Here is a 23,232-nt window from a genome sequence, read left to right as displayed (position 1 = left end):
ATAAAAGCTTTGCGGGATACCGCCTCTGTTACCTTAACGGGTAATAGTGCTATCGTCGCATTGTCCGGGAACAACCGGAAAAATGTCGCGTAAATGTATCAGTTACGCTATGGCGAAAGGTGGTTGGCCAAAGCATCAAGTAGCTGACTATAGCTATATTGTAGTAAGCAGTTGAATAAGCCACCAGAATGGGCTCAACAATAGCGCTTTTAACCTAACTGTTAAAGGCTCAATGAGTGACACATAATCTGGCGTGATTACTTCACTTCAGATGATGCCATACTCAGAAACTTCCGGCTATGGCCAGATTTTTCGGGTTTAAATTTATCTGTTGTCGGATACAATTACTTACGCAATACGAATAGGGTTCGGCTTGAGTTATATAACTGGCCATCCATACCTGGGGACAAAATTATGAAACATACCCTTTCTGTTTTAGTTGAAGATGAGGCGGGTGTTCTGACGCGCATTGCTGGTTTGTTTGCTCGTCGTGGATTTAATATTGAAAGCCTGGCTGTTGGACCTGCTGAAAAATCTGGGGTTTCCCGAATTACGATGGTGGTCCCTGGGGACGATCGCATTATTGAGCAGTTGACTAAGCAACTCTACAAGCTGATTAATGTTCTCAAGGTACTTGATATTACTGAGGTTCCCTGTGTGGAACGGGAGTTGATGTTATTGAAGGTTAACTCCCCTAGCAGTGCTATTCGTTCCGAGATTATTGAGTTGGCTCAGATTTTTCGCGCGCGGGTGGTTGATATTGGGGATGACTCCCTGACTATTGAGGTGGTCGGAGACCCTGGTAAAATGGTGGCGATCGTTCAGGTATTGAGTAAATTTGGCATCCGCGAAATTTCTCGGACTGGTAAAATCGCCCTCACACGGGAGTCCGGCGTTAATACCGAATTCCTCAAGAGTCAACCCGCTGAACCTAAGTTTTAACTTCCACCAAAACCCTCACCCCTGGTGGCTTTTCCAGGTCCTGGGGGCTGTTTTGATCAAAAAAAGTTGATTTTTAAGTCATATTTTGCCATTGATCAGCTACAATATGATTAGTCGCCTCCCCCATAGTGCTGGTGGAGGTGTGGGGTTGTTATGTTTTTAAACAGTATGGACGAACATAATTGCGGGACTATTTATGATGAACTGGTCGAAATACTTAATCAGTTAGAATTGGGATGGATCGCTGAACAGGTAGAGGAGATTTTAACGGCTGGAAAAACGGTTGAGGAAATGGTTATGGGGAGAAAATCCCCTGACCTCAAATTGGCGTATTATAGCCCCCAGGAACAGTTATCAATGCTGATTGATGCTATCGATCGCACTGTGATTTCTGGGGTGGAAATGGAGCAAGAAATAGCGGCTCTATTAGATAATCAAGGACTGACTACAGATTTCCAATCAGAAATATGCTGGCATTCAACCCTAGCACAAACGGGGGAATTTGTCAAGTTTTATCAGCCGGAAATTTTAGAAAGATTAGCCGCGGCTGAACAGGTCAGAAAAACCCTAGGAAAGTTGCGGGTCAATTCCGCCAAAAATCCGCCATCATTGTTGACGGAAATTAAGGGAAATTTAGAGGCGATCGTTAACCCAAATCTCAGGAGATATCAACAACTGAGGAACCTGTTTAATTGTTACATATTTAATATCTTGGTGACAGGGGCAACAAATGAGGGAGGTAAAGTCAGTTATAAGGATGTGACGAAACAGGCTACAGATAGGTTAATATTTCGTCAGCGTCCGGGGAAAATCTATGAGCAAATACAGCCCTATACTCACGGACTTATTGAATTTGCCAATAAGCCACCTTTAGAAATACATATCGGGGTGAAAGTCCACGGGCGGCTGCGAGTTTTGTATGATTGCGATATCTGCGTATTATATAAAATGGAGGCGGATGCTTGTCGAAATAACGGGCGGGAACCTCGCGCGTCGCGGATTTTATTGGGGGTTAATTGTGAATATTCTGCCTCCCAATTACAGCCAGAAGTAGCCCAAGCGTTTTTATCTTTAGCCTCGGAGTTACGGGTAGCGGGAGATTGTTATTTTGTGTCGAATAGTGTGTCAGAAGTAGCGGGGAAGTTGTTAGCGAGTCGGAAGCGAAAATGGGAGTGTGGTATAATTCCGGGTGATGTTAATAATGTACATAGATTGATGTACGGGTTTCAGACAATTTTTAAAGATTTTCAGGCGAAAAGTTAATGATGAATGAGATTTTTTGGGAAATTCATAGGGATTTATTGAGGGAAAGTCCGGGGGGTGATGAGTATACTAGACAAGGGTTTAGGATGCTACCAAGTTTGTCTCAACGGAAGATTTTAGATATAGGTTGTGGTCCGGGGTCGTCCACTCTGGAATTAGCGAGATTAACGGATGGAGAAATTACGGCGATCGATATTCATCAACCTTATTTAGAAAGTCTTAAACAAAAGGCGATCGCCGAAGGTTTTGGGGAGAGGATAACCTGTTTAAATCAAAGTATGTCATCCCTAAATTTTCCGCCATCTAGTTTTGATATTATTTGGGCTGAGGGTTCCATCTATATTATGGGTTTCGAGACGGGATTAAAGCAATTAAAATCCTATCTCAAATCGGGTGGTTATATGATGGTGAGTGAGTTAGTGTGGTTACGGGATAATCCACCGTCGGAGGTTTATGATTTTTGGCAAGCTGATTATCCAGCCATGAAAAATCTATGGGAGTTATCGGAGATTATTGCTAATTGCGGATATGAAATAATTAACCAATTCACGCTACCAGAGAGGGGTTGGTTAAATTACTATAACCCCTTGGAGGAGAGGATTAATCATCTTTATAGAATTTATCAAGACAATCAGGAGGGGTTGAAAATTTTAGACATGGAAAAACGGGAGGTGGAAATATATCGCGAGTATCACGAATGGTATGGATATGAATTTTTTATTCTCCACAACCCCTAAGAAAAAGGGAACCGACGGGGTAATGTATCAGGAATTATGAATCATTTGGGTAACTTGAGAGGTTACCCATTGAATCACCTGAGAACCCAAACTTACATGGTCTAGTAAATCGATTTCCCTAATCCCAGTAGGACTTGTGACATTAACTTCTGTGAGATAACCACCAATGACATCAAGACCGACGAAATATAGTCCGGATTCAATTAATTTGGGGGCAACTCGGCGACAAATATGCAACTCTCGATCGCTTATTTTAGTTTGAGCGACGCGACCGCCGACGGCCATATTTCCCCGAAACTCTTTACCAGTAGGAATGCGATTAACAGCCCCAATAGGTTCACCATTTAACAAGATAATGCGTTTATCGCCATCTTTGGCGGCGGGTAAGTAGGTTTGAATCATGACAGGTTCAACACCTTGGCGGGTGCTAATTTCCACGAGGGAATTAAAGTTGCGATCGTCTGGTTCCAGAAACAAAATACCCTCACCCGCCTTACCACCCAAAGGTTTTAAAACTGCTGCGCCCTCATGTTCGACAAATTCCCGAATCACCTTTTTTTTGCGGCTAACAATAGTTTTAGGAATGACATCAGCAAACTGGAGGGCATACATTTTTTCATTAGCAGCGCGTAACCCTTGGGGAGCATTAACGGTTAAAGTTTTGGTGGGGTCGATATAGTCGAGAATATAAGTGGTATATAGGTAAGAAACAGTTACGGGGGGGTCAACCCGCATAAACACTGCATCCATGGCTTCTAAGGGCTGTAATGTGGAAGCGCCCAACTCAAACCAGGGGGAGTTGACCACCCAAGTCTGATCTCGCCTAGTAATAGGAGTCAAATGAAGGGAGGTGAGGGTTCCCCAGGCTTTCCCAGCAATTACACTTAGTTGATGGCTTTGAGTAATCCAAATTTCATGACCCATTACTTGGGCGGCTTCCATGATAGCAACAGTGCTATCGTGGGCGGGATTTAGATTAGCGATGGGGTCAATAATAAAAGCAAATTTCATTAATGATATTAATAAAAGTTATCAGGACGACCCCCAGACTGCTGCTGGGGGTTTTGTTAAACTAAGCGCTAAGTAGGGAATCAAGCTGACCTTGGGCTTCTAAGGCGTGGAGGTCATCACAGCCACCAATATGGCGACCATTGATGAAGACTTGGGGAACAGAACGCCGTCCATTGGATTTAGCAGCCATGCGATCGCGAGATTCTTCATCTCCATCAATCACATATTCGGTAAACTCCCAGCCTTTGCGTTTGAGGAGAGCCTTAGCTCGTAAACAAAATGGACAGCTACTCCAAGTATAGATTTCAATGGAATTAGTCATAGATGTCTTAGGGAGATGATTAATATTTCTTAATATATTGAGTTAATTAGGCTTTGTCAACGAGACCACCCTGGGAACAGGGTGGCCATAAATCAGTTTATAGATTAGCTGACGGCTTGCAATACACTGGCATATAAGCCAGGGGCGTAGGCTTCAAAGACTTTTCCGGTTTCAGAACAGGTAATCATTAAATAGTCACAGGTGTGACACTGGGTTTTAATGACTGTATTGCTGCGATAGCGTTCGGCGTAAGAACCGCAATTCGGACAACGGATGATTTGTTTGGTAGACATTTAAAATGGTTTTTTTACTGGGTTTAAATTTGGCGCTAATTAACCCCAAAATTTGTCGGGTAATTCCTGACTATTTAGCCAGATTACCACGACATTAAGAGGAGATATTTAACGGATGGTTAGTAGCAGGCAAAAAAAATGAAAGAACGGATAACTGTATTGAGCTACTGACTAATTATGCCAGAATTTGAACCGGGTAGCAATAGCGACTAATTAGGAATACCTTGATCCCGAACGGTAAATCATGATGATTGAGGGATGGGGTTGAGGGAAGAAGGGCGATAATTGGGGGATTATAGCTGTTGTGATTAAATTTTGGGTGCGAATTTTTGTCGATCGCAGTTTTCCAAATTAATAAAGATTTAAGATTTGCATAACTATCCAGAGAGGGAAACTCAGGATTTCTCGACCTGGAGGACAAGGCGATCGAGTTGGTGTTGCATCTGAGTTTTGACCAATTGGTAACAGGACTCGACATAATCACGATCGCCCGCCGCCTCTCGACCATAGCGTTGAAAGACAATAGGTTCACAGATGCGAATATAGATTTCCCCTGGTAAAGGGATATTAGGCAAAGGACCAATACTTAACCCCCAGGGGAGTCCCAAATAAATGGGGAACACTTCCGGGTCAATATCGAGTAACCAAGGCATCCCCAAATCATGGAGGATCTTAGCCTGTTGATAACAATCAGCGAGGACAATGAGGGTATCATGGGCTCCATGGGAAATGAGGGGAACAATAGGGGACCCGGTGCGTAAGGCCAATTTAATAAACCCACGCCGCCCAGCAAAATAAATCTGATTTCTCATATTGTGGGGGCGAAACACATCTTCTGGCCCCCCTGGATAAACCAAAACGGGATAATCTGCTTGTAAGGCGGCGATCGCCATTCGGGGATGGGCGCGAATAGCACCACACCGCACGGCTTGAGTAGCAACTGTGGGGGACATTTCCCAGACTTTGGGGTGCATTAAACCATATAGAGGGCGATCGCAGCCAAAGCGATCGGCCCAGCCATATAAACCCATGTGCATATCTGGTGCAGCCAAGCCACCATTATGGGAACCGACAATTAACATTCTCCCTGAGTCTCGAAGATGCTGCCAGCCGTCCATTTTGACCCGAAAATAGTGCTGGTAAAACCATCCCAAAACTGGCATTAGCGATCGCACAAACTCAGGATCTCGTCCATGTAAGGACCAACCATCTAGGTATGGTGGTGATGGTGGGGCATAATTATTATCGGTATGATGCTCGGTATGATGCTCGGTATGATGCTCGGTATGATTATCGGTAAATCGGTTCAAGGTTATCGACTCCCAGTAGCAATTAGATTCAATCAAGATCTTCCCTTTTCCAGATGCGGAAAACGCCGCGATGGGGTTATCATCGGCGCTAAAGTCTGAGGATATGCAGAATATGCTTGATCTCAACCAAGATGATACCGCAATGGCTCAGGTGTTGGCGGAGTCGCAGACGATCGCCGTTTATGGTCATTCCGACAAACCCTCGCGCCCTAGTTACATGGTGGCTGAATTTTTGCGAAACCGGGGCTATCGGGTCTATCCGGTGAATCCTTTATTGACAGAGGTCAACGGTCAACCTTGTTATCCGAATTTGCAGGCGGTCCCGGAAACGATTGATATTGTCAATGTTTTTCGAGGTTCGCAATATCTGCCAGAAATTGTTGATGAGGCGATCGCCGTTGGGGCGAAAACCGTCTGGGGTCAGTTGGGAATCAGCCACCCAGAAGCCAGTCAAAAGGCTTTAGATGCCGGGTTAAACCTAGCTATGAACATTTGTATTAAGATTGAGATCGAGCGTCTTCATATAAGCAAAAACCGATGAATCAGGCTGAAACTATACCCCCCCAATCACCGAAATATTTACCCCCGGCGGTAGTTAGCACCGAGAAGTTAGGTAAATTTTACCGGACGGGATTTTGGATGAATCAAAAAATTGAATCCCTGATTAATTGTAGTCTGAGTATATATCAGGGGGAAACTTTTGGGCTTTTGGGACAAAATGGAGCCGGGAAAACGACTTTATTTAAAGTGTTACTAGGTTTGGTGCGTCCCACTTCTGGCGCAGCTTATTTATTGGGGAAACCTATTGGCGATCGCCAAGTCAAACAGCGAGTGGGTTATTTGCCAGAAAACCCCTATTTTTATGACTATCTGACCGGGTGGGAATTTTTAGAGTTGGCGGCGGAACTTTTCCAAATCCCGAAAGCAGTTAGTCGCCAAAGGATTCCCGAATTATTGGATTTAGTCGGACTGGCAAAATCAGCCGCCATCAAAAAACAGATGCGACAGTATTCTAAGGGAATGCTACAACGGATTGGCATGGCTCAAGCCTTAATTAATGACCCGGAAATAGTATTTTTAGATGAACCAATGTCCGGTCTGGATCCGATGGGTCGTTATCAAATCCGAGAGATTATTTTATCACTCAAACAGCAAGGAAAAACCATATTTTTTAACAGTCATGTCCTGTCAGATGTCGAAAAAATATGCGATCGCGTTGCCATTTTATCACGAGGAGCACTCATTTCCATCGGTTCTTTGGATGAATTATTAGGAATCACTGAAACCTATTCCGTGAGTGGCAAAGGTGGTAATCCTCAACAACTGGAGGAATGGGTAACCAACTTGGAAATCGAACAAGACTATTGGCGCGGTAATCTGCAAGGCAACCCCCAGGAATTTATCGCCCATCTACAGGATATCAATGCTCAACTGATATCGATGAATTTATCCCGCCTTTCCCTAGAAGAGTTTTTTATGCAACAATTAAGGGAACGGGGTATTTATTCCAGTCAATAAAACCCACTTAAAAAAAATTAGGAGTTATTATGTCATCTGTAGGAGTTATAATCGATCCACGGATTTTAGATGAGCTATTCGGTGTGGATACCTTACCCGCTGATCTGATTATCCCCCCAGAAGGTTCCGTCAACGGAGAAACTAATAATTCCGGTGATAATTTGGGAAATGGAACTTCCGACTTTGGGGAAACCCTGAGTAGCAATGGTTCAGTTAATGAAATTACTGTCACCGACTCAGCCGGGGAAACCGTGAGGGGGACTGGTGCCGCCGATCGCATTATTGGAGGTGACGGACCCGACTCCTTATTGGGGGGTAGCAACAATGATACCATCTATGGTAAGGCCGGTTCTGATACCCTGTTGGGAGAAGCCGGAAATGACCTATTATTTGGCAACCAAGGCCGGGATTTGCTTTATGGGGGCAATGGTAATGATACCCTCTATGGCGGTCAAGAAGCAGATACCCTCTATGGTGAAGCCGGAGATGATCTGTTGTTTGGCAATTTAGCTAATGACTGGCTGTATGGAGGGGATGGAAACGATACCCTCTTCGGTGGTAAAAACGATGATATCCTGTATGGTGGCGACGGGAATGATCTGCTGTCGGGAGACACTGGCGCTGATACTCTCATTGGTGGGGAGGGTCGCGATTCCTTTGTGGTGAGTTCCCTCAGTGGGGGAGTCAACATTCGCGAAGCCGATGTCATTATGGATTATACTCGGAGTGACGATCAAATTTTGCTCACGGGTGGTCTGCGATCTACTAACCTAGAGTTTGTCTCCGGTACTTCTGTGGGACTGGAAGGGGAACTAGAAGATAGCACCGTGATCCGACTTAGGCAAAGTTTCGATCCTAATCGCGCTTTTGTGGCTATTGTGGTTGGTGTGGATAATCTCACTTCCGCCGATTTTACCGCAATTGATCAGATCACTATTTAAGATTGATGGCCGATTTTCAGGGGTTCCTTAATTTGAATAAGCCACAGGAGTGGACTTCCCATGACTGTGTGGCAAGGGTTCGGCGTATGTTACACCTAAAGCGGGTAGGACACGCAGGCACCCTTGATCCTGCCGCGACTGGGGTGCTACCTATTGCATTGGGAAGGGCTACCCGCCTGCTGCAATTTCTGTCCTCTGAGAAAGCCTATCGGGGAGTGATTCGCTTTGGAATTACCACCGCCACCGATGACCTGGAGGGGGAAACTTTACAGGTGCGATCGGCTTCTCATTTGCAACTGGAACATATCGCCGCCCTGTTGCCTGAATTTATCGGTAAAATTGAGCAAAAGCCACCCTATTATAGTGCTATTCATGTGGGGGGGAAGCGCTTATATGAGAGAGCCAGACGGGGTGAGGTGGTGGAAGTTCCCACCCGGACGGTGGAGGTGTTTGGGTTGGATGTTTTGAGTTGGCGATCTGGGGAGTTTCCAGAGGTGGAATTGGCGATCGCCTGTGGTCCGGGAACTTATATCCGTTCTATTGCTAGGGATTTGGGGGAACGTCTGAACACTGGGGGGACTCTCGCGGGTTTAGTTCGCCTACAGTCCAGTGGGTTTAGCTTGGCAAATAGTTTGACTATCGAAGAGTTGGAAGATCTGGTCAAGCGGGAAAAGTTTAAACCCCTTGACCCCTCTCTGGCTTTGACTCATTTACAGGCGATCGCCCTAGGTTCCGAAGATGCAAAACGTTGGTGTCACGGACAGCGGGTTCCCGTCGCGGGAAATGTCGATGCCGTGTTACGGGTAGATGACCAATCCGGTCAGTTTCTCGGTATTGGACGCATTATTCAAGAACAGGATACTATGGTATTAGCTCCCCAAGTTGTCATGTTGGATAGTTGAGATGAAACAGATATTAATTGGTTTGATTAAGGGTTATAAGTCATTGATTTCTCCGGTGCTTCCTCCCGCTTGTCGCTTTTATCCCACTTGTTCAGAATATGCTATGGAAGCAATAGATCGCTTTGGCATTTTTCGGGGTGGATGGATGGCGATCGCTCGTATTTTGCGCTGTCATCCCCTTCACCCAGGCGGCTATGATCCTGTTCCCCCGAAAGATGATCATGATCATTAACAACTTTCCCCCCGCCGCCATACATCAAACATAATAATCATCCATTATTCCTGATCTTTCTTGACCGTCGATGGTATCGTTTCCTTCGCCACCATAGATAGTATCATCACCAGAACCACCGATAAGGGAATCATGTCCCTCTTCTCCCAAAATCAGGTCATTACCACCACGACCATCAATAGTGTCATTGCCAGGGCCACCATACAAAGTGTCATCACTATCCCCCCCGGTAATGATATCATCACCAGACCCTCCAGCAAAGAAATTTTGCGGCTCCGTAGCCCCTCGAAAGATTAAACTTCCGTCGGGCAATTCTTCAATTTGAGGGGTTTCAATAAACTGTGACATAGTTAGGGACTTTCCTTTTACAAAGGCTCATGGCTTAGGTCAAACTATCCATTGAGTGTAATAGTGTTAACAAGGCTGAAAAGGGTACTAACGGCTAGATGGCCTCGGGCTTGAGAATATCTGATCAGGTAATGTCCTAAATCTCATGTTTAGAAATTTTCAGCATTAGATCAAACTACTCCTATTCTCTAGGCGAGAAGCCATTCATCCGGAAAACAGTCGAATAGTTTTGCTATTGATTGCCTGATACCTTCGGCCATAGGCTGTGTGATTAATGCCATAAAAAAAAGTAGGGTTAGTAATAACCCTACTGTTAAACAAATTACTATTGAGAATCGAGGAGCAATCTGCTATTCCAAAAATGGAGGCAATAGGACTTAACTCCTACGCCAAGGATTTTAACCTTAGAATAGCTCGAAATCGGAAGCTGTAATATCTGGAGTACCCAAGAATTCGGCTATTTCTTCGCCGTTGAATAGTAAAACGCCTGTGCTTTGGATGTACACTAAACCGCTTAACCCACTAGCCTGTGCGGCAGTGGCTACAGTCTGGAAGGAGTTTAAGTCATATCCGGCACCAGCGCGTAGGGCAATTATGTCTCCCTCGGCACTATTGAAGTCGGTAATGACATCGCGGGTTAGGTTAGCACTAGCAGTGATAGCAAAGGTATCAGCACCAGCACCACCTGTTAGGGTGTCGTTACCTTTGTCACCGGCTATGAAGTCATTGCCATCGCCACCGCGTATGAAGTCATTACCTTGACCACCGTATATGGTGTCATTACCGGGGCCACCTATGATGGTATCGTTGCCTTTTTCACCAAATAGTTGGTTATTACCACCGCCACCATAGATTAAATCATCTCCATCACCACCACGTATGATGTCATTACCAGTACCGCCGACTAGGGTATCGTTACCTTGGTCACCGGATAGGCTGTTATTACCATTACCACCATAGATTAGGTCATCACCTTGACCGCCATAGATTAGGTTATTACCTGCTATGCCATAGATGGTGTCGTTTCCTTGGTTACCATATAGTTCGTTGTCGCCTTCGCCACCAATTATTGAGTCATTATCCTCGAAGCCGTAGATAACCATGTTGGGTTTGTCACCGGCGGTTAGGGTATCTGCGAGATCGCCACCCTGGATGCGAATAGCATCTGCGGTTCCCCGAATGCGGTTAGATTGGTTGGGGCTACCGACTATAACGGCTCCGTTGGCTGTCGTAACGACTTCAAACACGGTCTCGTTAACTACCTCTGACATAAGTGCTCCTCACGAAATGTTGGACAAATGAATAATTTTCGACAATTGGGATTCTACAATAGCAGTCTGGATATTCGGTAGGTTTGCCGATAAATTTAGGGTAATTTTACGGTAATTTGGCTAAAGCTGTTGACACTCCATCGGGCTAAAGCCACGAGGATTCTTTAGAGGAGATAACCAACAAATGTTAGTCATTGCTCGTAACAACCACATGGCCGTACCGTACCTATGTACCAATACAACAGCAGTCCACAAGGCGGTGTCAATGGCCGCTACACTGTTAGCTTTTGCTTTCAGTTTACTTTAGATTTATGCTTTTCACTCGCTTAACGTCTTTGCTTGTGGGGGCTGGGTCTGTAGTGCATTTGCACCGACTACCATTTCGGTAAGTCATCTTTTCAACAGGTGTCCCACCACTGGGAGTCTCACCGTACAATTAAGGTCTTAGTGGCATACTTGATTATATTCTAAAGCTAAGTAAATGTAAAGCGGTCCTAGAAGGACGGGGTTTCTACCCATTTTTTTGATGATTTGGCAAACCAGTTTTGACACTTAGTATTCCTGAACCATGCCAGCGAAACCCGGAATCTCTTTCCCTATTTGTGATAGGAAAAGACGGGAAAAGTCTGTTAGAACTAGATGGGGTTTGTTGCCGATATTACCGCTCAAACTATGATTTAAGAGAATTCCTCCAACATTATAGGGAGATCGCAAAAAATCACAACTAGCTTAACAGATAATCGTTGCCCTGGCAATAGCTGAACCAATTTTAACAAGAAACTCCTCTAAACACCCGATACACGAGCAGTTACAAACACTACATTTTTGAGGTTTGTAATTGCTTGGGTGCTGGGAATGGCCAACTGTCTCCGTTTAAGCAAGGCAAGCAAGTTAGTTATGCCCTGGGGCTTGTTTCGGATCGCACTGGCAGTAACAGGCCAAGTAGAGCGCTGACATCTACAAAAATGACGGACGGGGTTGCCAGAAGGTTCCAAAAAATTTTTCGCAAAGAAGTCGATCGCCTCAATCAATCTCCAGAAAATGGTTAAATCCCCTATCAGTTGGGGGATAGCGGCTTTGAAGAAGTGAAAATAAAAGTTCCCGATTTGGTTCAGTTGTTGTCGGCATCAGCTAAAATTCTCAGAGATGTTCAAAATCTTGTCCCCAGTGCCTAGGTATATGGAACTTTATATCGGTTTTCCGATTCCAGTTACCTGGGTATGGTTGCATATAAACCCCAATATTAAGTCGATTACATGAAAGATAAGTATTTTCTCACTAACAAGGCGGCCGACAGCTATCATACATGGAGCCAAAAGGCTTTTGGGTTCCGGCTATGGTCTTGGCGGCGGGGTATGAGTTTACTAGCTACCCCCTTAATCTTAGGCGCGATCGCCGATTTAGCCATAACTCCTAAAGCGATCGCCAATGAATTACCAACCTCCCAAAACTCCCCAGAATACCTAGTACAAGCCCAAATCATCTACGTTAACCCCTCCACGGGAACGGATAACGACACGGTAACCGGTTCTCAAGCCGCTCCTTTCCGTACCATCACTTATGCTATGTCCAGGGCTACCGCCGGCACGACTATTAAGTTGGCTCCCGGAACCTATAGCCCAGACACGGGGGAGGCATTTCCGATTAACATCCAACCAGGGGTTATCCTACTGGGTGATCAGTCTAATAATGGTCGGAATGTGCTGATTATTGGTGGGGGTAATTTTGTCAGTCCCAGTCTGGCTCGTCAAAATGCGACTATCAGAACCTTGGGAGACCCTCAAATTTTGGGAGTCACCATTACCAACCCCAACACCAGAGGGACTGGGATATGGGTTGAATCGTCTAACCCGACCATCAGTAACTCAACCTTTGTCAATAGCAAACGGGATGGGGTTTTTATCAGTGCTGAAGGTAACGCCACCATTACTAACAATATTTTTGCCCAAAATGATGGTAATGGTATTTCGGTGGCTCGTTCTGGTGGTGGACTAATTAGGGGAAATCTCTTTCAAAATACTGGTTTTGGTATTTCGATTAATGATGATTCCGCCCCGAAAATTGTGGAAAACCAGATTGTGGACAACCGGGACGGGGTGATGATTTCCCATACGGCTAAACCGATTTTACGCAATAACTTGATCGAAAATAATCAGCGTGATGGTATTGTGGCGATCGCTACTGCACAACCCAACCTAGGAACAGCAGGGGATCCGGGTCAAAACCTGATCCGCAATAACCAGCGCTACGATGTATATAATGCCACCCGAGGTAACAGTATCTCTGCAGTAGGTAATCAAATCGACGAAAGCCGCATTTATGGAGCCGTTGAATATGTGCTGGCGGCTGTGACCCCCCCTAACTTGGGTCTGGAAGTTGGCACTATTTCTGACCTACAAGGACATTGGGCGCAGTCCTATATGGAAGCATTAGTTAGCCTGGGGATTATGTCAGGATTTGATGATGGTTCTTTCCGTCCTGATGAGCCAGTCACCAGGGTACAGTTTGCGGCGATCGTCAAAAATGCTTTTACCCCCGCCGCCCAACAATCAGGATCTCAATTCCCTGATGTTCCCAGCACCTTCTGGGGTTATCAAGCCATTCAATCCGCCTATCAAGGTGGGTTTATTTCCGGATTTCCTGACGGTCAGTTTCGACCCAATGACCCCATTACCCGCATTCAAAGCATTGTGGGTTTGGCTCAAGGACTTGGCTACCAGTCGGACAATCTCGATGTCCTCTCCATCTATCAAGATGCAGGCGAGATCCCGGCTTGGGCGCTTCCCTCTGTTGCGGGAGCCACAACCGGAAATTTGGTGGTTAACTATCCTAACCAAAGCCAACTCAATCCCAATCGTGTGGCCACCCGCGCCGATGTAGCAGCATTTGTCTATCAGGCTTTAGTCAACACCGGGAAGGTTCAGGCGATCAACTCTCCCTATTTAATTAGCACCCCCTAGCTTTTCGCCCTCAACCTAAATTATCCCCTTAAAATAGCCAGCTACCCAATTGGATAGCTGGCGATCGATTTAATATGTTTAGGGTCTTTATCAGAAACAGGAGTTAACAAGTGCCTCAGCAGCCCAACTATGGGGTAATACCTGCTTTAGTCCTTGGTTCCTGCTATGGCTGACCCCAATTGAAGGAAAACGGGTATTTATATTTAGGGCCTTTATTTGGGCTGACCCCAATTGAGCTTATGTTATTATTATTACAGATATCATAACCAAATTTCAAATTTCGTAATATTTTCTTTATTTTTTTGTCGGTTGTTTGCGCAATATGTATTTTTGTCTAGGGACATGAAGTTTTGTTACTTGGATTTGGGCGATCGCTGCTCCAGGCGAAACAGCCACACCATTAAGGCTACGACCCCCACCTGAAGCGCAAAGTTGGGTAAGGCGGTCGCTACATCCCTTCCTGACAGGAGTTGAGCCAAAAATACTACCGCCCCAATTAATCCAGAGGCGGCGAAGGATACATATATAAACTGTCGCAGTCCTCGATAGGGTGCTTTGGACTCTGCTTTCAGACGCTCATAAAGTTCTGGGTCGAGATTTCTGGGATTAATGCGATCGCTTTTTGACTTAGGCATATTTAATATAGTTTTGAGTTGATGTCTGTATTCTAGGATTAGGGGTCGAGAGAGATGTCACCATTTCCCCCTCCCATTCAAAACCGTAGGTGATAGTTTCCCATCATAGGGCTCTAGTGGTGCTTCCACATCCCGATAATTGGCATAGACACGAAAAACTTCATGATGTGACGCACGCGCAGATTGCTCCATTGTTAAGGATGCAGCATTGGCGTTGTCTAGCGCCGTTTGATCATGATGACAGTGGCGGTGTAATAGCTGAAGATTCTTGTATACGTCCTTTCCGCCGAGGCTTTGAGGTACAATGTGGTCTACTTCTACTAAATCTGATGGGGTAAAGTATAACCCACGCCAGGCACACCTGCCTTTTGGCATTTTGAGTAGTTTTGCTACCCTATTTGGCGTGTCGGTTGCTTGTCCTTTTTTGGTTCCCCAGTAAATCCAATTTCCGTCATAAAGTGTTGCGTCAGGGCGTATTAGGGTGTGTCGGACAATTGGAGTCCAGTTATGTTTCCATAGTAGGTATCCATCCTCGGTTTTGAATAACCAAGATTCATGCCTTTCTTTCCCGTTACTGAGTTTGACCGTTCCCGGTCTGAAACATTTACTGAGCTTTTCGTAACTTGCCTTTCCGCATCTTGAGCCTGTTCATGCCCGTAACATTTGCCAGACTGTCTGGTCTAGCTTATTGAAGGTTTTAGTTGAAACTACCCATGAGTAGTAATTTGACCATCCCCGAATAATTGGGTTTAGTTTGTTGATCAGGGATGATTGAGGTGCGGTTTTATATTGTTTGATTACACCCTTAATCACTTCTGTGTGGGCTTTAACTGCTTTCTTACTGGGTTTAATGTGGGTTTGATGTCCGATTAATCGGCTCGCTGCCCCTCCTGTTTTTCCAGATTTATATTTTCCTGTTGGGTATTGCCTGATATTGAAACCGAGAAAGTCGAACCCTGGTTCCTCTATCTTTCCATTGTACTCAATGTGATTGAGCGTATGGCAGATACGAGTCTTTTCGGGTTTAATTTATAATCCTACAGGTTTTAGCCATTCAGAAATAGCAGTTTGGCACTGTTCGATGATTCCTAGGTCTTTTGAGATGACCACAAAATCATCGACATATCGTATTAGGTTGACCTGAATAGTCGTCCCTTTATTAGGATAAATTTCTTTGACTAGCCTTTCCATATCATCCAGTGCGATGTTGGCGAGTATTGGACTTATTACCCCTCCTTGAGGTGTCCCGGTTTCTGTATCTTCAAATACACCGTTATCTAGTACACCCGCTTTGAGCCATTTTCTCAGGTCTCTTTTTAGGCTACTTGGACAATGAATTTTTGACAGTAGGTAATCATGCTTCACGGTAAGAGCATTTTGCTATATCCGCATCCAGAACGTAGTAACTTCCGTGTTTTATACTTAGGTAAATACGCGCTATTGCATCTTGGGCAGACCGTCCTGGACGGAACCCATAGCTCGTACTTTCGAATCTTGATTCCCATTCAGGCTCAAGTGCCGATTTAACCAAGGCTTGCCTAGCTCTATCTTGGATTGTGAGTATTCCTATTCCAGCTTTTTTCATCCCTTCCAGGTTTTGGTATCCAAACCCGTGTAGGGTGCGTTACATTGAGAGACTTGGCATAGAAACGAAAAACTTTCTGGTAACGGACCATGTAGGGTTTTGCTTTGAGATTCCCTTGAATTTTCTCGGTTAGGTCTAACCTTTGTTTGGGGGATATTGCTATCACTCCATCTACTCCAGCCGTCCTCTTTCCTTGACTATCTTGAGAGGGGCGGGTTCATTAAGCTGACTGTTGGGAAGCATGGCTGACCGTGGAACCCGCCCCTACAGTCGCACTGCTAAGAGCCGGGCGTAATATGACTTCACCAATAGACGTTGCCACCTTCTCGCTTTTGCGTCCTGTCCCGATTTAGCTGCTTGAAATATCCTCTTTTGGAGCTTAAACACTTTCCGTTGAACTTTAGGCCATGGGATAGTTTTCCATACGTTATTCGTAGTCTTGATTGGCTTTGATTTCTCAAATCCTTTCTTTAAACTCGCTTGCGTCATTTATACACCTACTTGACTCTATTCTTGCAATCAAACCGTGACCTGTTGGCATATCCCGACCGTTACAGTAGGGCATTAGCTTCTGGTCGCATCTCACATCCTCTAGGACTTGCGCTTACACTTATCACTACTGAGGTATCGACCATACTCTCAGAGTCCAGGAGGACTTAAAACGTTCCGTTTATATGGGCTTTCCATCTTTAGATTTGTCCTCAGAACCGGGGTACTTTAAAGGTCTTTGTAGGTAGTGGTAGGAGCCTCCTACTTTTCCCCTTGCTCTTTTGAGCGCAGCGTATCAACCTATTTCGCTACTAATTAATTACGGTGGTTCACGCCGGACATTCAGTTTCCTTAATCATGGATGGTTGGCAGTGGACTCGATTCCGATACTAGGTTGTATCTTGGAGCCTTCCGTTCCCCGCTTCAATCCTAGAGTCATGACTTCTAAAACTGGGGGTGGCTATCGCCGTTACCCTCATCTCTGTTCCGTAACGTTTCTGTTATGTTAGGAATTGTTACGGTTTGTTACAGATTGTGTTGACCTTGGGTTCCCTGCCGGGATTTGGTATCGTATGATACAAATTGTTGGGACATATAAACAGTTATGGGGATGGTCAGGAAGTGCGTTCCTTATATTCCACCAAGGGGTGGAAGTCCCACTAGGAGGTTAATTCAGGCATTGCAGCCTTATTTAACTCCTAAACGTCTCGCACTACTTATTTAATTTAACAGTTGCCTCATTATCAGAGAAATGGGTTTAAAACCTTGCACTTCAGGGCGACTTTGTGCTCAAACTAAAATAACCGGAAAATCAGATGTGTAGTCGTGGCACGCGAACTGACCGTTGTCAAAAGGCTAGTGTCACCAACCTTCCATTAGGTTGCCCCAATACCTCACTGCTCTCTAACAAAGAATATGGCTTCTGTGGGTGAAAATAGAACTTAAAATAGGGTAGGGCATACCCGAATTTACGCTTGGGGAGTAGTCCATAGCGAGTGCTTGCTGTAAAAGGTGTAGTCGGATACGACATGAAACTGTAAGACCAAAACTAACTTAGGTTAGTGGAGGCAGGATTCAGCCCAAGAATCCTCGGACTTCAGGACGAGGAGTGTCAACATCAGATACTTTAATGGTTCGGGAATAACAGATATTCTCTGGTATGCTCCCGGTCTTGACCCGGATTTTATGTGGCACTTTAATCAAGATGGTAACTATGACGGTTTTCAGTTGACCGTTGATGGTCATTATGCTCCGGTTCCGGCAGATTTAGAAGTCTTCTAAGGGTTCCCGGTTCAGAATATCTCGATATTGTCGCCATGGGGGAAGATACTCGTCCATATAAGCCTGAAAACGGTCATTATGATAACGTTCCAAGAGATGCACTAACTCATGAACTACGACATATTCCAAGCACTCTATGGGCTTTTTTGCGAGTTCTAAATTTAGCCAGATGCGACGCTGAGTGATATTACAACTCCCCCATTTAGTCCGCATTTTCTTAATCCCCCAATCGGTCACATTTTCCCCGATAATGGGTTGCCATTTATTCAGCAATTGTGGTATAATATCATGGAATTTTTGCCGATACCATTCGGCTAAAACTTGGGCGCGATTGTCCCGAGAAGTTCCGGGATTAACGAATAATTGCACTATCCGAGAATTGGGAATTTTAAGTTCATGTTTCCCTCGGCGTTCTATGAATTCTAAGCCGTAGCGTTTACCGAAGATATAATGAGTTTCGCCGGATACCATTTATCGCGGGGATTGACGGGGTTGGGCGGCGAATTTTGCCTGGTGTTTTTTAATCCAAGATAGGCGGGAGATAATCGCCAGTCGGATATTATCATCAGTGAAGTGAAGCGGCGCAGCTACCCGCACCCGACCCTCTGGGGGATAGACTCCAATATGGAGATTTTTAATTGATTTGCGAATCACTTGCACGGGAATTTGAGCAATGGTTATCTGGTAATCTGTGGGAGATTTACTGGTAGTCATGTTGCTGTTTAATTAACTCTAAAATGGTGTCAACGGGTAGGTCTACTTTAGCATCAACTAGGACGGCATTAAGGGCATTTTTTACCTCGATTTCTGGGAAACGGTTGCCAATCCAGTTGTCTTTTTTGGTGGTGATCACGACCTGATCAATCTTGAGGGCTAAGGCTTCATCTTTGTCTAGGTTATCGTAGAGGGAACGGAGGGCGGAGGTATTGAGGGCAGGGGGATAATTTCCTACGGCTGATCCGGTGGGGTCTGTCACTCGTTTGGCGAGTTGTTTCACCTCTTCCAAATACTCTTGGTAACTGATGGCTTTCTGGTGACGTTGTTCAATCAAAGAATCCAATAACTCCGACATTTCCTCATAATATTTCGGGTTGATCGGACTCTCATCTAAGATAATTTTGCGGATATTATTCTCGATCGCCTCTGCGATCGCTTTATGATCTTGTTTCAAGCCTTCCGGGAGACTCTCCAAAACCGGGAAACCCTGATTAACAATAAGCTGCACCAGTCCCAACTCCTCAAAGTCCGCCACCAGGTTACTGGGTTCAGCGCGGATATAGGTATCCATGAGGTGACGCATGGCGGGTTCATAGATTTTACTATCGATATAGTCCCCGCTGGCAATTTTTACCTCCTCCCGTATTTGGCTATAGTGTCTAACTTCGGCTTTGATGGTTTCCGCTTCCTGGGGGGTGTAGCCTGCGGCTTCCATTTCGTTAGCCAGGTTACTGTAGGCGCGAATGAGGGCGTTAACCGCTTGATAGAAGGCGACCCGTTTCGGTTCATTAGCGGCGATCGCTTTTTGATCTCTGGTGTCTGGGGTACAAAAATAATGGCGATAGTCGGCACTCTCACGGGGACGCGGGACGGGTTCACAGAGGGCGCGGACAGCTTCTAAGGTGGTTTCTAGGCGATCGCACCCTTTAGAAAGGCGATCGCACAATAACCCCGCCACGTCCGCCGCCTCATAGCCATCAAACGCCCCACTGGTGTAATCTGTAACGGCCCCCTGTAGTTGCCGAAACAGGTCCTTATAATCCACAATATAGCCATATTCCTTAATCTTCTCCATCAAGGCGGTTAACCCGACAAATAGCCTGAAATAAGCCATGATCTCGCATAGTTTTATCAATATAGAGATAAGTCGCCGGGGGTGCATCAAATCCCGTCAGCAGCTTATCCACCACAATTAACAGGCGCATTTGTCCCGGTTCCGTAATAAAGCGCCGTTTAACCTCCTGTTCAAATTCCCCCACCCGATACATTGCCACATCTTCCGACTGCTTAAAATAGTCCGCCAACATTCGCCGATAAATCTCATACTGGTGGAGTTTTTCCGTCAGTCCCTCCCCCGTTTCCTCCCCTTTAATATCCGCCGGGGAAGGTTTATAACTGGTGATAATCGCGCATTTACCCTGAAAATCCGTTTGGCTGAAAAGTTCGTAAGTTTTACAGGCTTGATAAATGCTACTACAGACCAGCATCGCGTTACCCCGTCCGTCCATTAACCGGGGTTTCGTTTCCATGTCGAGGAGAATATCGTTAACAATTTCTTCCAGGCGAGACCTACTCGAGAGGAGTTTTTGCATCGTCCCTCATTTCTTTTTAAGTTCAGTTTTAGCCAACTCCGATAAGCCGCGAGTTTTCGCCTCAAACCACTGGTCAATTTTCTGGGGACTGGTTAAAGTTTGGTCAATGTCGCGCGCCTCATAACGTAAATCTAGCACAACCCCATCTCTCACCGCTTCGTTAAATTTGTAGGTGTGGATATAGTCCCCAAATACTTCCATACTGCGCTGTTTATCTTCTTTGAGGAGGGGGGTCCCCGTAAAGCCAATAAATAAACCATCCGGGATAATTTGCTTCATGGCGCTATGGAGTTTTCCCGACTGGGTGCGGTGACATTCATCTACAAATACAAATATGTTTCCCTTGGCGGAAAAGTTGCTGGGGAGTTGCTGGAGACTGTCGATAAATTCCTGAGTCGTATCTTGGGAATGGTTGCCGAATTTGTGAATTAGGGAACACATTAACCAGGGTTGGGTTTCGTTCAGTTTGGCGATTAGGTCGGCGCTGCTTTCCGTGCGGTCAATATCCTCATCCACTCCTTTAAAAATGCTGTTAATCTGTTCGTCGAGTTCAGTGCGATCGCTTATAATTAAAACCCTAGCATCCCTTTGATTTTCGCGAATCCATTTTGCCAGCCACACCATAGTTAGACTTTTTCCCGACCCTTGAGTATGCCAGATAATGCCACCCAGACCCTCTCCGATAAACTTCTGAGCGGCTTTAATCCCGAAATATTGGTTATGGCGGCAGGTTTTTTTAATCCCCGCATCAAATATGATAAAATCGTGGATAATTTCCAGGAGGCGGCTTTTGGCACACAGTAGGCTAAGATGCCAATCTAGGGGACTGTCAAACCCATCAACTTCCCCCTCCTCTTCTTTCCATTCCAGATAATATTTTTCCCGCGTTTCGATAGTCCCGTAGCGCAGTCCTTGGCTATCATTTCCCGCCATAATTAACTGAAGCGTCGTCAAAAACGGGCGGATAAATTCCCTTTTTTGATTATCCAGGTTTTGGCGGATACCTTCAGCCACGGAAACCGTCGAACGTTTGAGTTCTAAAACCGCCACAGCAATACCATTAATATAGAGGACGATATCCGGGCGTTTGGTATGGTTGCCTTTTATGGTCACTTCTTCCACCACATAAAAGCGATTTTTTTGGGGATTTTCCCAATCAATCAGCCACACGGTTTGAGTTTGTTCACCCGCCCCCGTTTCACCTTCACCCCATAACGCAGCAGGCGATAAACGGCCTTATTAGCATCATAAAGGTTTTGGTTTTCTGCCAAGGCTGCGGCTTTATCCAGTTCTCTGATAGTTTTATTAATTAGGGTTTCCTCAACGCCTCGCCCGGTGAGCCATTGGGTTAAATATTCCGCTTCAATATTGCGGTTATTTTCTCGGTCTTTCCAGTTTCCCAGATAGGTATAAACCAGGTGATTTTGAAACAGTTTAATCACTCGGTTTTGGGTGAGTATTTCCAGTTGTCCAACTTTAATCATAATTTTGTCCTTGGGTGGTAATTTTGAGTAAATATAGCCAACCTACCTGAGTCCGTGCAAAAAATGTTCGCCTACAATCCAGATAGGACAATAGCCCAGAGTTCACGTCTCATTAGGACTAGCTATATCTGCCATAATTTCCTGCTATGGGTTGCTGTCGTTTGGATATATTAAGCAATTGAGCGCGAATAAATTGAGGTTTATTTGGGTTCATGTCAAACTTTCTAAGTAAGGTCGCATTACATTCCGCATTCTGCAAACTTTAGCATAATACCAGAGTTCATCCATTGAGCAGCGTTGTTGTTGCCAACATTCTCGCAAGGCTTCTAGGGCAATATCTAAGCCTATTTTATGGCGAAATTTAAAGCAATCTACTACTGTTTTAGGCATGCTATAAATAGGGACGTTACATCCTTATATTTGATGATTTTCGACTCCTTCGATTAGAGATAAACCGGACATATCAACAATTCACAGTGGCAAAAGTTTCTCTTGCGGATGACGTGATTTTTGAGGAATAGCTAACCAAATTTCCCAGGGATTTTGGGTGGTGATTTTATGAAAACTCAACGCAGACAACAAGCAAATAGTTCCTTTAGGGACTCGCTGAGTGGCTTCAACAAGGCTATGGTTTTCGGTGATGTCTGCTTTCGGATAAGTATATATTCCGCGTCCAGAGCGAATCAAAAGGCTTTGTTCTTCCAGTCGTTTAAGCGATTTGCGATGAATTCCCTGTTTGGCTAGGTCTTTGGCGCAAATAACTCCCTTTTTTAGTGCTATCTTTAGCACTATTTTGCGGTTTGATGGTGACATTTTAAGTTAAGATACAAGGCAATTTGTGATAAAGTGCAGGTATTTACAAACAAGTACCTACATTTTATCATATATCATTAACAATTAACCGCTTTCTCCCGGTTAACAATTCCTGCATCATTCCCTTTTTTATCCATTCGGTTTTGGCGCGACGTTTTTCTAACGCTGCTATTTCTTTATCCATATATGACAGGACAGAGGCGATCGCTTTTTGTTCCGCAAGGGGTGGGATTGCAACTGTAAATTCCAGCAATTCTTTAACGGTTATATTTGCTTGATTTGCATTGCCTCTAAATATTTTCTCGATATGATTTATATATTCAGGCTTTTTTAAACTATTATACAAAAAAAATTGAGTTTCCTGGCTAAAATTTTTGGATCGAATAATTATTGCATTCTGATTTAGAAGTGATCCAGCAGTTCCCGTAGGGTGCGTTAGGCACATAGATTGAATATTGAATCAAATCCCACCAATATGATAAGTGCCGTAACGCACCATCCCCACAAATTGAGGATTTCGGTGCGTTAGGCAGTTCCCGTAGGGTGCGTTAGGCACATAGATTGAATATTGAATCAAATCCCACCA

At 44.9% G+C, this 23,232-nt stretch carries 21 protein-coding genes and 3 pseudogenes; 9 read left to right on the top strand and 15 right to left on the bottom strand.

What is annotated here, in order from left to right:
* Positions 1-414 precede the first annotated feature (414 nt).
* The 3 genes from ilvN to P5683_RS12880 all read left to right on the top strand — a co-directional run bounded on the left by ilvN (position 415) and on the right by P5683_RS12880 (position 2,942).
* Positions 415-942: an acetolactate synthase small subunit gene (gene ilvN / locus P5683_RS12890; RefSeq protein WP_006625441.1), complete on the top strand. Its 528-nt coding sequence runs from the start codon at positions 415-417 to the stop codon at positions 940-942.
* A gap of 153 nt (positions 943-1,095) precedes the next feature.
* Positions 1,096-2,205, top strand: a complete 1,110-nt coding sequence (locus P5683_RS12885) for a hypothetical protein (protein ID WP_315640105.1) — start codon at positions 1,096-1,098, stop codon at positions 2,203-2,205.
* The gene (locus tag P5683_RS12880; RefSeq protein WP_006625443.1) at positions 2,205-2,942 is read left to right on the top strand and encodes a class I SAM-dependent methyltransferase; all 738 of its coding nucleotides are present in this window, start codon (positions 2,205-2,207) and stop codon (positions 2,940-2,942) included. The genes P5683_RS12885 and P5683_RS12880 overlap by 1 nt, the downstream gene beginning before the upstream one ends.
* 27 nt (positions 2,943-2,969) lie before the next feature.
* On the opposite strand, the gene gshB is transcribed toward P5683_RS12880, so the two are convergent.
* The 4 genes from gshB to P5683_RS12860 all read right to left on the bottom strand — a co-directional run bounded on the left by gshB (position 2,970) and on the right by P5683_RS12860 (position 5,878).
* Positions 2,970-3,953, bottom strand: a complete 984-nt coding sequence (gshB, locus tag P5683_RS12875) for a glutathione synthase (RefSeq protein WP_006625444.1) — start codon at positions 3,951-3,953, stop codon at positions 2,970-2,972.
* A gap of 61 nt (positions 3,954-4,014) precedes the next feature.
* A complete protein-coding gene (grxC, locus tag P5683_RS12870; RefSeq protein ID WP_006625445.1) occupies positions 4,015-4,275 on the bottom strand; it encodes a glutaredoxin 3 in 261 nt (86 codons plus the stop codon).
* Positions 4,276-4,379: 104 nt separating this feature from the next.
* Positions 4,380-4,568, bottom strand: a complete 189-nt coding sequence (locus P5683_RS12865) for a hypothetical protein (RefSeq protein ID WP_006625446.1) — start codon at positions 4,566-4,568, stop codon at positions 4,380-4,382.
* A gap of 395 nt (positions 4,569-4,963) precedes the next feature.
* The gene (locus P5683_RS12860; protein ID WP_193521138.1) at positions 4,964-5,878 is read right to left on the bottom strand and encodes a lysophospholipid acyltransferase family protein; all 915 of its coding nucleotides are present in this window, start codon (positions 5,876-5,878) and stop codon (positions 4,964-4,966) included.
* 112 nt (positions 5,879-5,990) lie between these two features.
* Here P5683_RS12860 and P5683_RS12855 point away from each other — a divergent pair, with 112 nt between their 5' ends.
* Genes P5683_RS12855 through yidD form a run of 5 tightly spaced genes read left to right on the top strand, consistent with a single transcriptional unit; the run spans position 5,991 to position 9,471 of the window.
* Positions 5,991-6,419, top strand: a complete 429-nt coding sequence (locus P5683_RS12855) for a CoA-binding protein (RefSeq protein ID WP_006625450.1) — start codon at positions 5,991-5,993, stop codon at positions 6,417-6,419.
* Positions 6,416-7,396, top strand: coding sequence for an ABC transporter ATP-binding protein (locus P5683_RS12850; RefSeq protein WP_315641883.1), 981 nt, complete (start codon positions 6,416-6,418; stop codon positions 7,394-7,396). Before P5683_RS12855 ends, P5683_RS12850 begins: the two co-directional genes overlap by 4 nt.
* 29 nt (positions 7,397-7,425) lie before the next feature.
* The gene (locus tag P5683_RS12845) at positions 7,426-8,337 is read left to right on the top strand and encodes a calcium-binding protein (RefSeq protein ID WP_006669557.1); all 912 of its coding nucleotides are present in this window, start codon (positions 7,426-7,428) and stop codon (positions 8,335-8,337) included.
* A gap of 5 nt (positions 8,338-8,342) precedes the next feature.
* Complete coding sequence (gene truB, locus P5683_RS12840) at positions 8,343-9,239, top strand: tRNA pseudouridine(55) synthase TruB (protein ID WP_006669558.1); 897 nt, start codon at positions 8,343-8,345, stop codon at positions 9,237-9,239.
* Position 9,240: 1 nt separating this feature from the next.
* Positions 9,241-9,471 (top strand): membrane protein insertion efficiency factor YidD, encoded by a 231-nt coding sequence (yidD, locus tag P5683_RS12835; protein ID WP_006625455.1) that lies wholly within the window; start codon positions 9,241-9,243, stop codon positions 9,469-9,471.
* A 24-nt stretch (positions 9,472-9,495) separates the two neighbouring features.
* On the opposite strand, the gene P5683_RS12830 is transcribed toward yidD, so the two are convergent.
* Both P5683_RS12830 and P5683_RS12825 read right to left on the bottom strand, forming a co-directional pair.
* Complete coding sequence (locus tag P5683_RS12830) at positions 9,496-9,819, bottom strand: calcium-binding protein (RefSeq protein WP_006625456.1); 324 nt, start codon at positions 9,817-9,819, stop codon at positions 9,496-9,498.
* A 404-nt stretch (positions 9,820-10,223) separates the two neighbouring features.
* Positions 10,224-11,090: a calcium-binding protein gene (locus P5683_RS12825; protein ID WP_315640107.1), complete on the bottom strand. Its 867-nt coding sequence runs from the start codon at positions 11,088-11,090 to the stop codon at positions 10,224-10,226.
* Between the two features lie 1,256 nt (positions 11,091-12,346).
* On the opposite strand from P5683_RS12825, the gene P5683_RS12820 reads away from it, so the two are divergent.
* A complete protein-coding gene (locus tag P5683_RS12820; RefSeq protein ID WP_193521141.1) occupies positions 12,347-14,050 on the top strand; it encodes a DUF1565 domain-containing protein in 1,704 nt (567 codons plus the stop codon).
* Between the two features lie 353 nt (positions 14,051-14,403).
* Here the strand turns inward: P5683_RS12820 and P5683_RS12815 are convergent, their stop codons facing one another.
* The 9 genes and pseudogenes from P5683_RS12815 to P5683_RS12770 all read right to left on the bottom strand — a co-directional run bounded on the left by P5683_RS12815 (position 14,404) and on the right by P5683_RS12770 (position 23,091).
* Positions 14,404-14,685, bottom strand: a complete 282-nt coding sequence (locus tag P5683_RS12815) for a DUF3493 domain-containing protein (protein WP_006625462.1) — start codon at positions 14,683-14,685, stop codon at positions 14,404-14,406.
* Between the two features lie 213 nt (positions 14,686-14,898).
* Positions 14,899-16,759: pseudogene (locus P5683_RS12810) on the bottom strand (group II intron reverse transcriptase/maturase); the annotation flags it as partial.
* 1,266 nt (positions 16,760-18,025) lie between these two features.
* Positions 18,026-18,754: pseudogene (locus tag P5683_RS12805) on the bottom strand (M48 family metallopeptidase).
* Positions 18,741-19,871, bottom strand: coding sequence for a restriction endonuclease subunit R (locus P5683_RS12800; protein ID WP_315640108.1), 1,131 nt, complete (start codon positions 19,869-19,871; stop codon positions 18,741-18,743). Before P5683_RS12800 ends, P5683_RS12805 begins: the two are co-directional and overlap by 14 nt.
* Positions 19,819-20,349: a UvrB domain 3-containing protein gene (locus P5683_RS12795; RefSeq protein WP_006625468.1), complete on the bottom strand. Its 531-nt coding sequence runs from the start codon at positions 20,347-20,349 to the stop codon at positions 19,819-19,821. Before P5683_RS12795 ends, P5683_RS12800 begins: the two co-directional genes overlap by 53 nt.
* 6 nt (positions 20,350-20,355) lie before the next feature.
* Positions 20,356-21,833, bottom strand: a pseudogene (locus P5683_RS12790) (type I restriction endonuclease subunit R).
* Positions 21,834-22,043: 210 nt separating this feature from the next.
* Positions 22,044-22,223, bottom strand: coding sequence for a hypothetical protein (locus P5683_RS12780; protein ID WP_273249616.1), 180 nt, complete (start codon positions 22,221-22,223; stop codon positions 22,044-22,046).
* Positions 22,224-22,304: 81 nt separating this feature from the next.
* Positions 22,305-22,646 carry a type IV toxin-antitoxin system AbiEi family antitoxin domain-containing protein gene (locus P5683_RS12775; protein WP_035759557.1) on the bottom strand — a complete coding sequence of 114 codons (342 nt, stop codon included), beginning with the start codon at positions 22,644-22,646 and terminating at the stop codon, positions 22,305-22,307.
* Positions 22,647-22,713: 67 nt separating this feature from the next.
* Entirely contained in the window at positions 22,714-23,091 is a 378-nt protein-coding gene (locus P5683_RS12770; protein WP_006625473.1) for a restriction endonuclease subunit S, read from the bottom strand.
* Between the last annotated feature and the right edge of the window lie 141 nt (positions 23,092-23,232).

Origin of the sequence: Limnospira sp. PMC 1279.21, assembly GCF_032349615.1 — a bacterium.
Classification (GTDB): Bacteria; Cyanobacteriota; Cyanobacteriia; order Cyanobacteriales; family Microcoleaceae; genus Limnospira; species Limnospira fusiformis.
The sequence above is the reverse complement of the archived record's forward strand: the minus strand, read 5'-3'. Positions and strand labels throughout refer to the sequence as shown.

Coding starts and splice junctions, on each gene's coding strand:
- ilvN (WP_006625441.1), top strand. CDS start 415: ATGAAACATACCCTTTCTGTTTTAGTTGAAGATGAGGCGGGTGTTCTG.
- P5683_RS12885 (WP_315640105.1), top strand. CDS start 1,096: ATGTTTTTAAACAGTATGGACGAACATAATTGCGGGACTATTTATGAT.
- P5683_RS12880 (WP_006625443.1), top strand. CDS start 2,205: ATGATGAATGAGATTTTTTGGGAAATTCATAGGGATTTATTGAGGGAA.
- gshB (WP_006625444.1), bottom strand. CDS start 3,953: ATGAAATTTGCTTTTATTATTGACCCCATCGCTAATCTAAATCCCGCC.
- grxC (WP_006625445.1), bottom strand. CDS start 4,275: ATGACTAATTCCATTGAAATCTATACTTGGAGTAGCTGTCCATTTTGT.
- P5683_RS12865 (WP_006625446.1), bottom strand. CDS start 4,568: ATGTCTACCAAACAAATCATCCGTTGTCCGAATTGCGGTTCTTACGCC.
- P5683_RS12855 (WP_006625450.1), top strand. CDS start 5,991: ATGCTTGATCTCAACCAAGATGATACCGCAATGGCTCAGGTGTTGGCG.
- P5683_RS12850 (WP_315641883.1), top strand. CDS start 6,416: ATGAATCAGGCTGAAACTATACCCCCCCAATCACCGAAATATTTACCC.
- P5683_RS12845 (WP_006669557.1), top strand. CDS start 7,426: ATGTCATCTGTAGGAGTTATAATCGATCCACGGATTTTAGATGAGCTA.
- truB (WP_006669558.1), top strand. CDS start 8,343: ATGGCCGATTTTCAGGGGTTCCTTAATTTGAATAAGCCACAGGAGTGG.
- yidD (WP_006625455.1), top strand. CDS start 9,241: ATGAAACAGATATTAATTGGTTTGATTAAGGGTTATAAGTCATTGATT.
- P5683_RS12830 (WP_006625456.1), bottom strand. CDS start 9,819: ATGTCACAGTTTATTGAAACCCCTCAAATTGAAGAATTGCCCGACGGA.
- P5683_RS12825 (WP_315640107.1), bottom strand. CDS start 11,090: ATGTCAGAGGTAGTTAACGAGACCGTGTTTGAAGTCGTTACGACAGCC.
- P5683_RS12820 (WP_193521141.1), top strand. CDS start 12,347: ATGAAAGATAAGTATTTTCTCACTAACAAGGCGGCCGACAGCTATCAT.
- P5683_RS12815 (WP_006625462.1), bottom strand. CDS start 14,685: ATGCCTAAGTCAAAAAGCGATCGCATTAATCCCAGAAATCTCGACCCA.
- P5683_RS12800 (WP_315640108.1), bottom strand. CDS start 19,871: ATGGCTTATTTCAGGCTATTTGTCGGGTTAACCGCCTTGATGGAGAAG.
- P5683_RS12795 (WP_006625468.1), bottom strand. CDS start 20,349: ATGCAAAAACTCCTCTCGAGTAGGTCTCGCCTGGAAGAAATTGTTAAC.
- P5683_RS12780 (WP_273249616.1), bottom strand. CDS start 22,223: ATGCCTAAAACAGTAGTAGATTGCTTTAAATTTCGCCATAAAATAGGC.
- P5683_RS12775 (WP_035759557.1), bottom strand. CDS start 22,646: ATGTCACCATCAAACCGCAAAATAGTGCTAAAGATAGCACTAAAAAAG.
- P5683_RS12770 (WP_006625473.1), bottom strand. CDS start 23,091: ATGTGCCTAACGCACCCTACGGGAACTGCTGGATCACTTCTAAATCAG.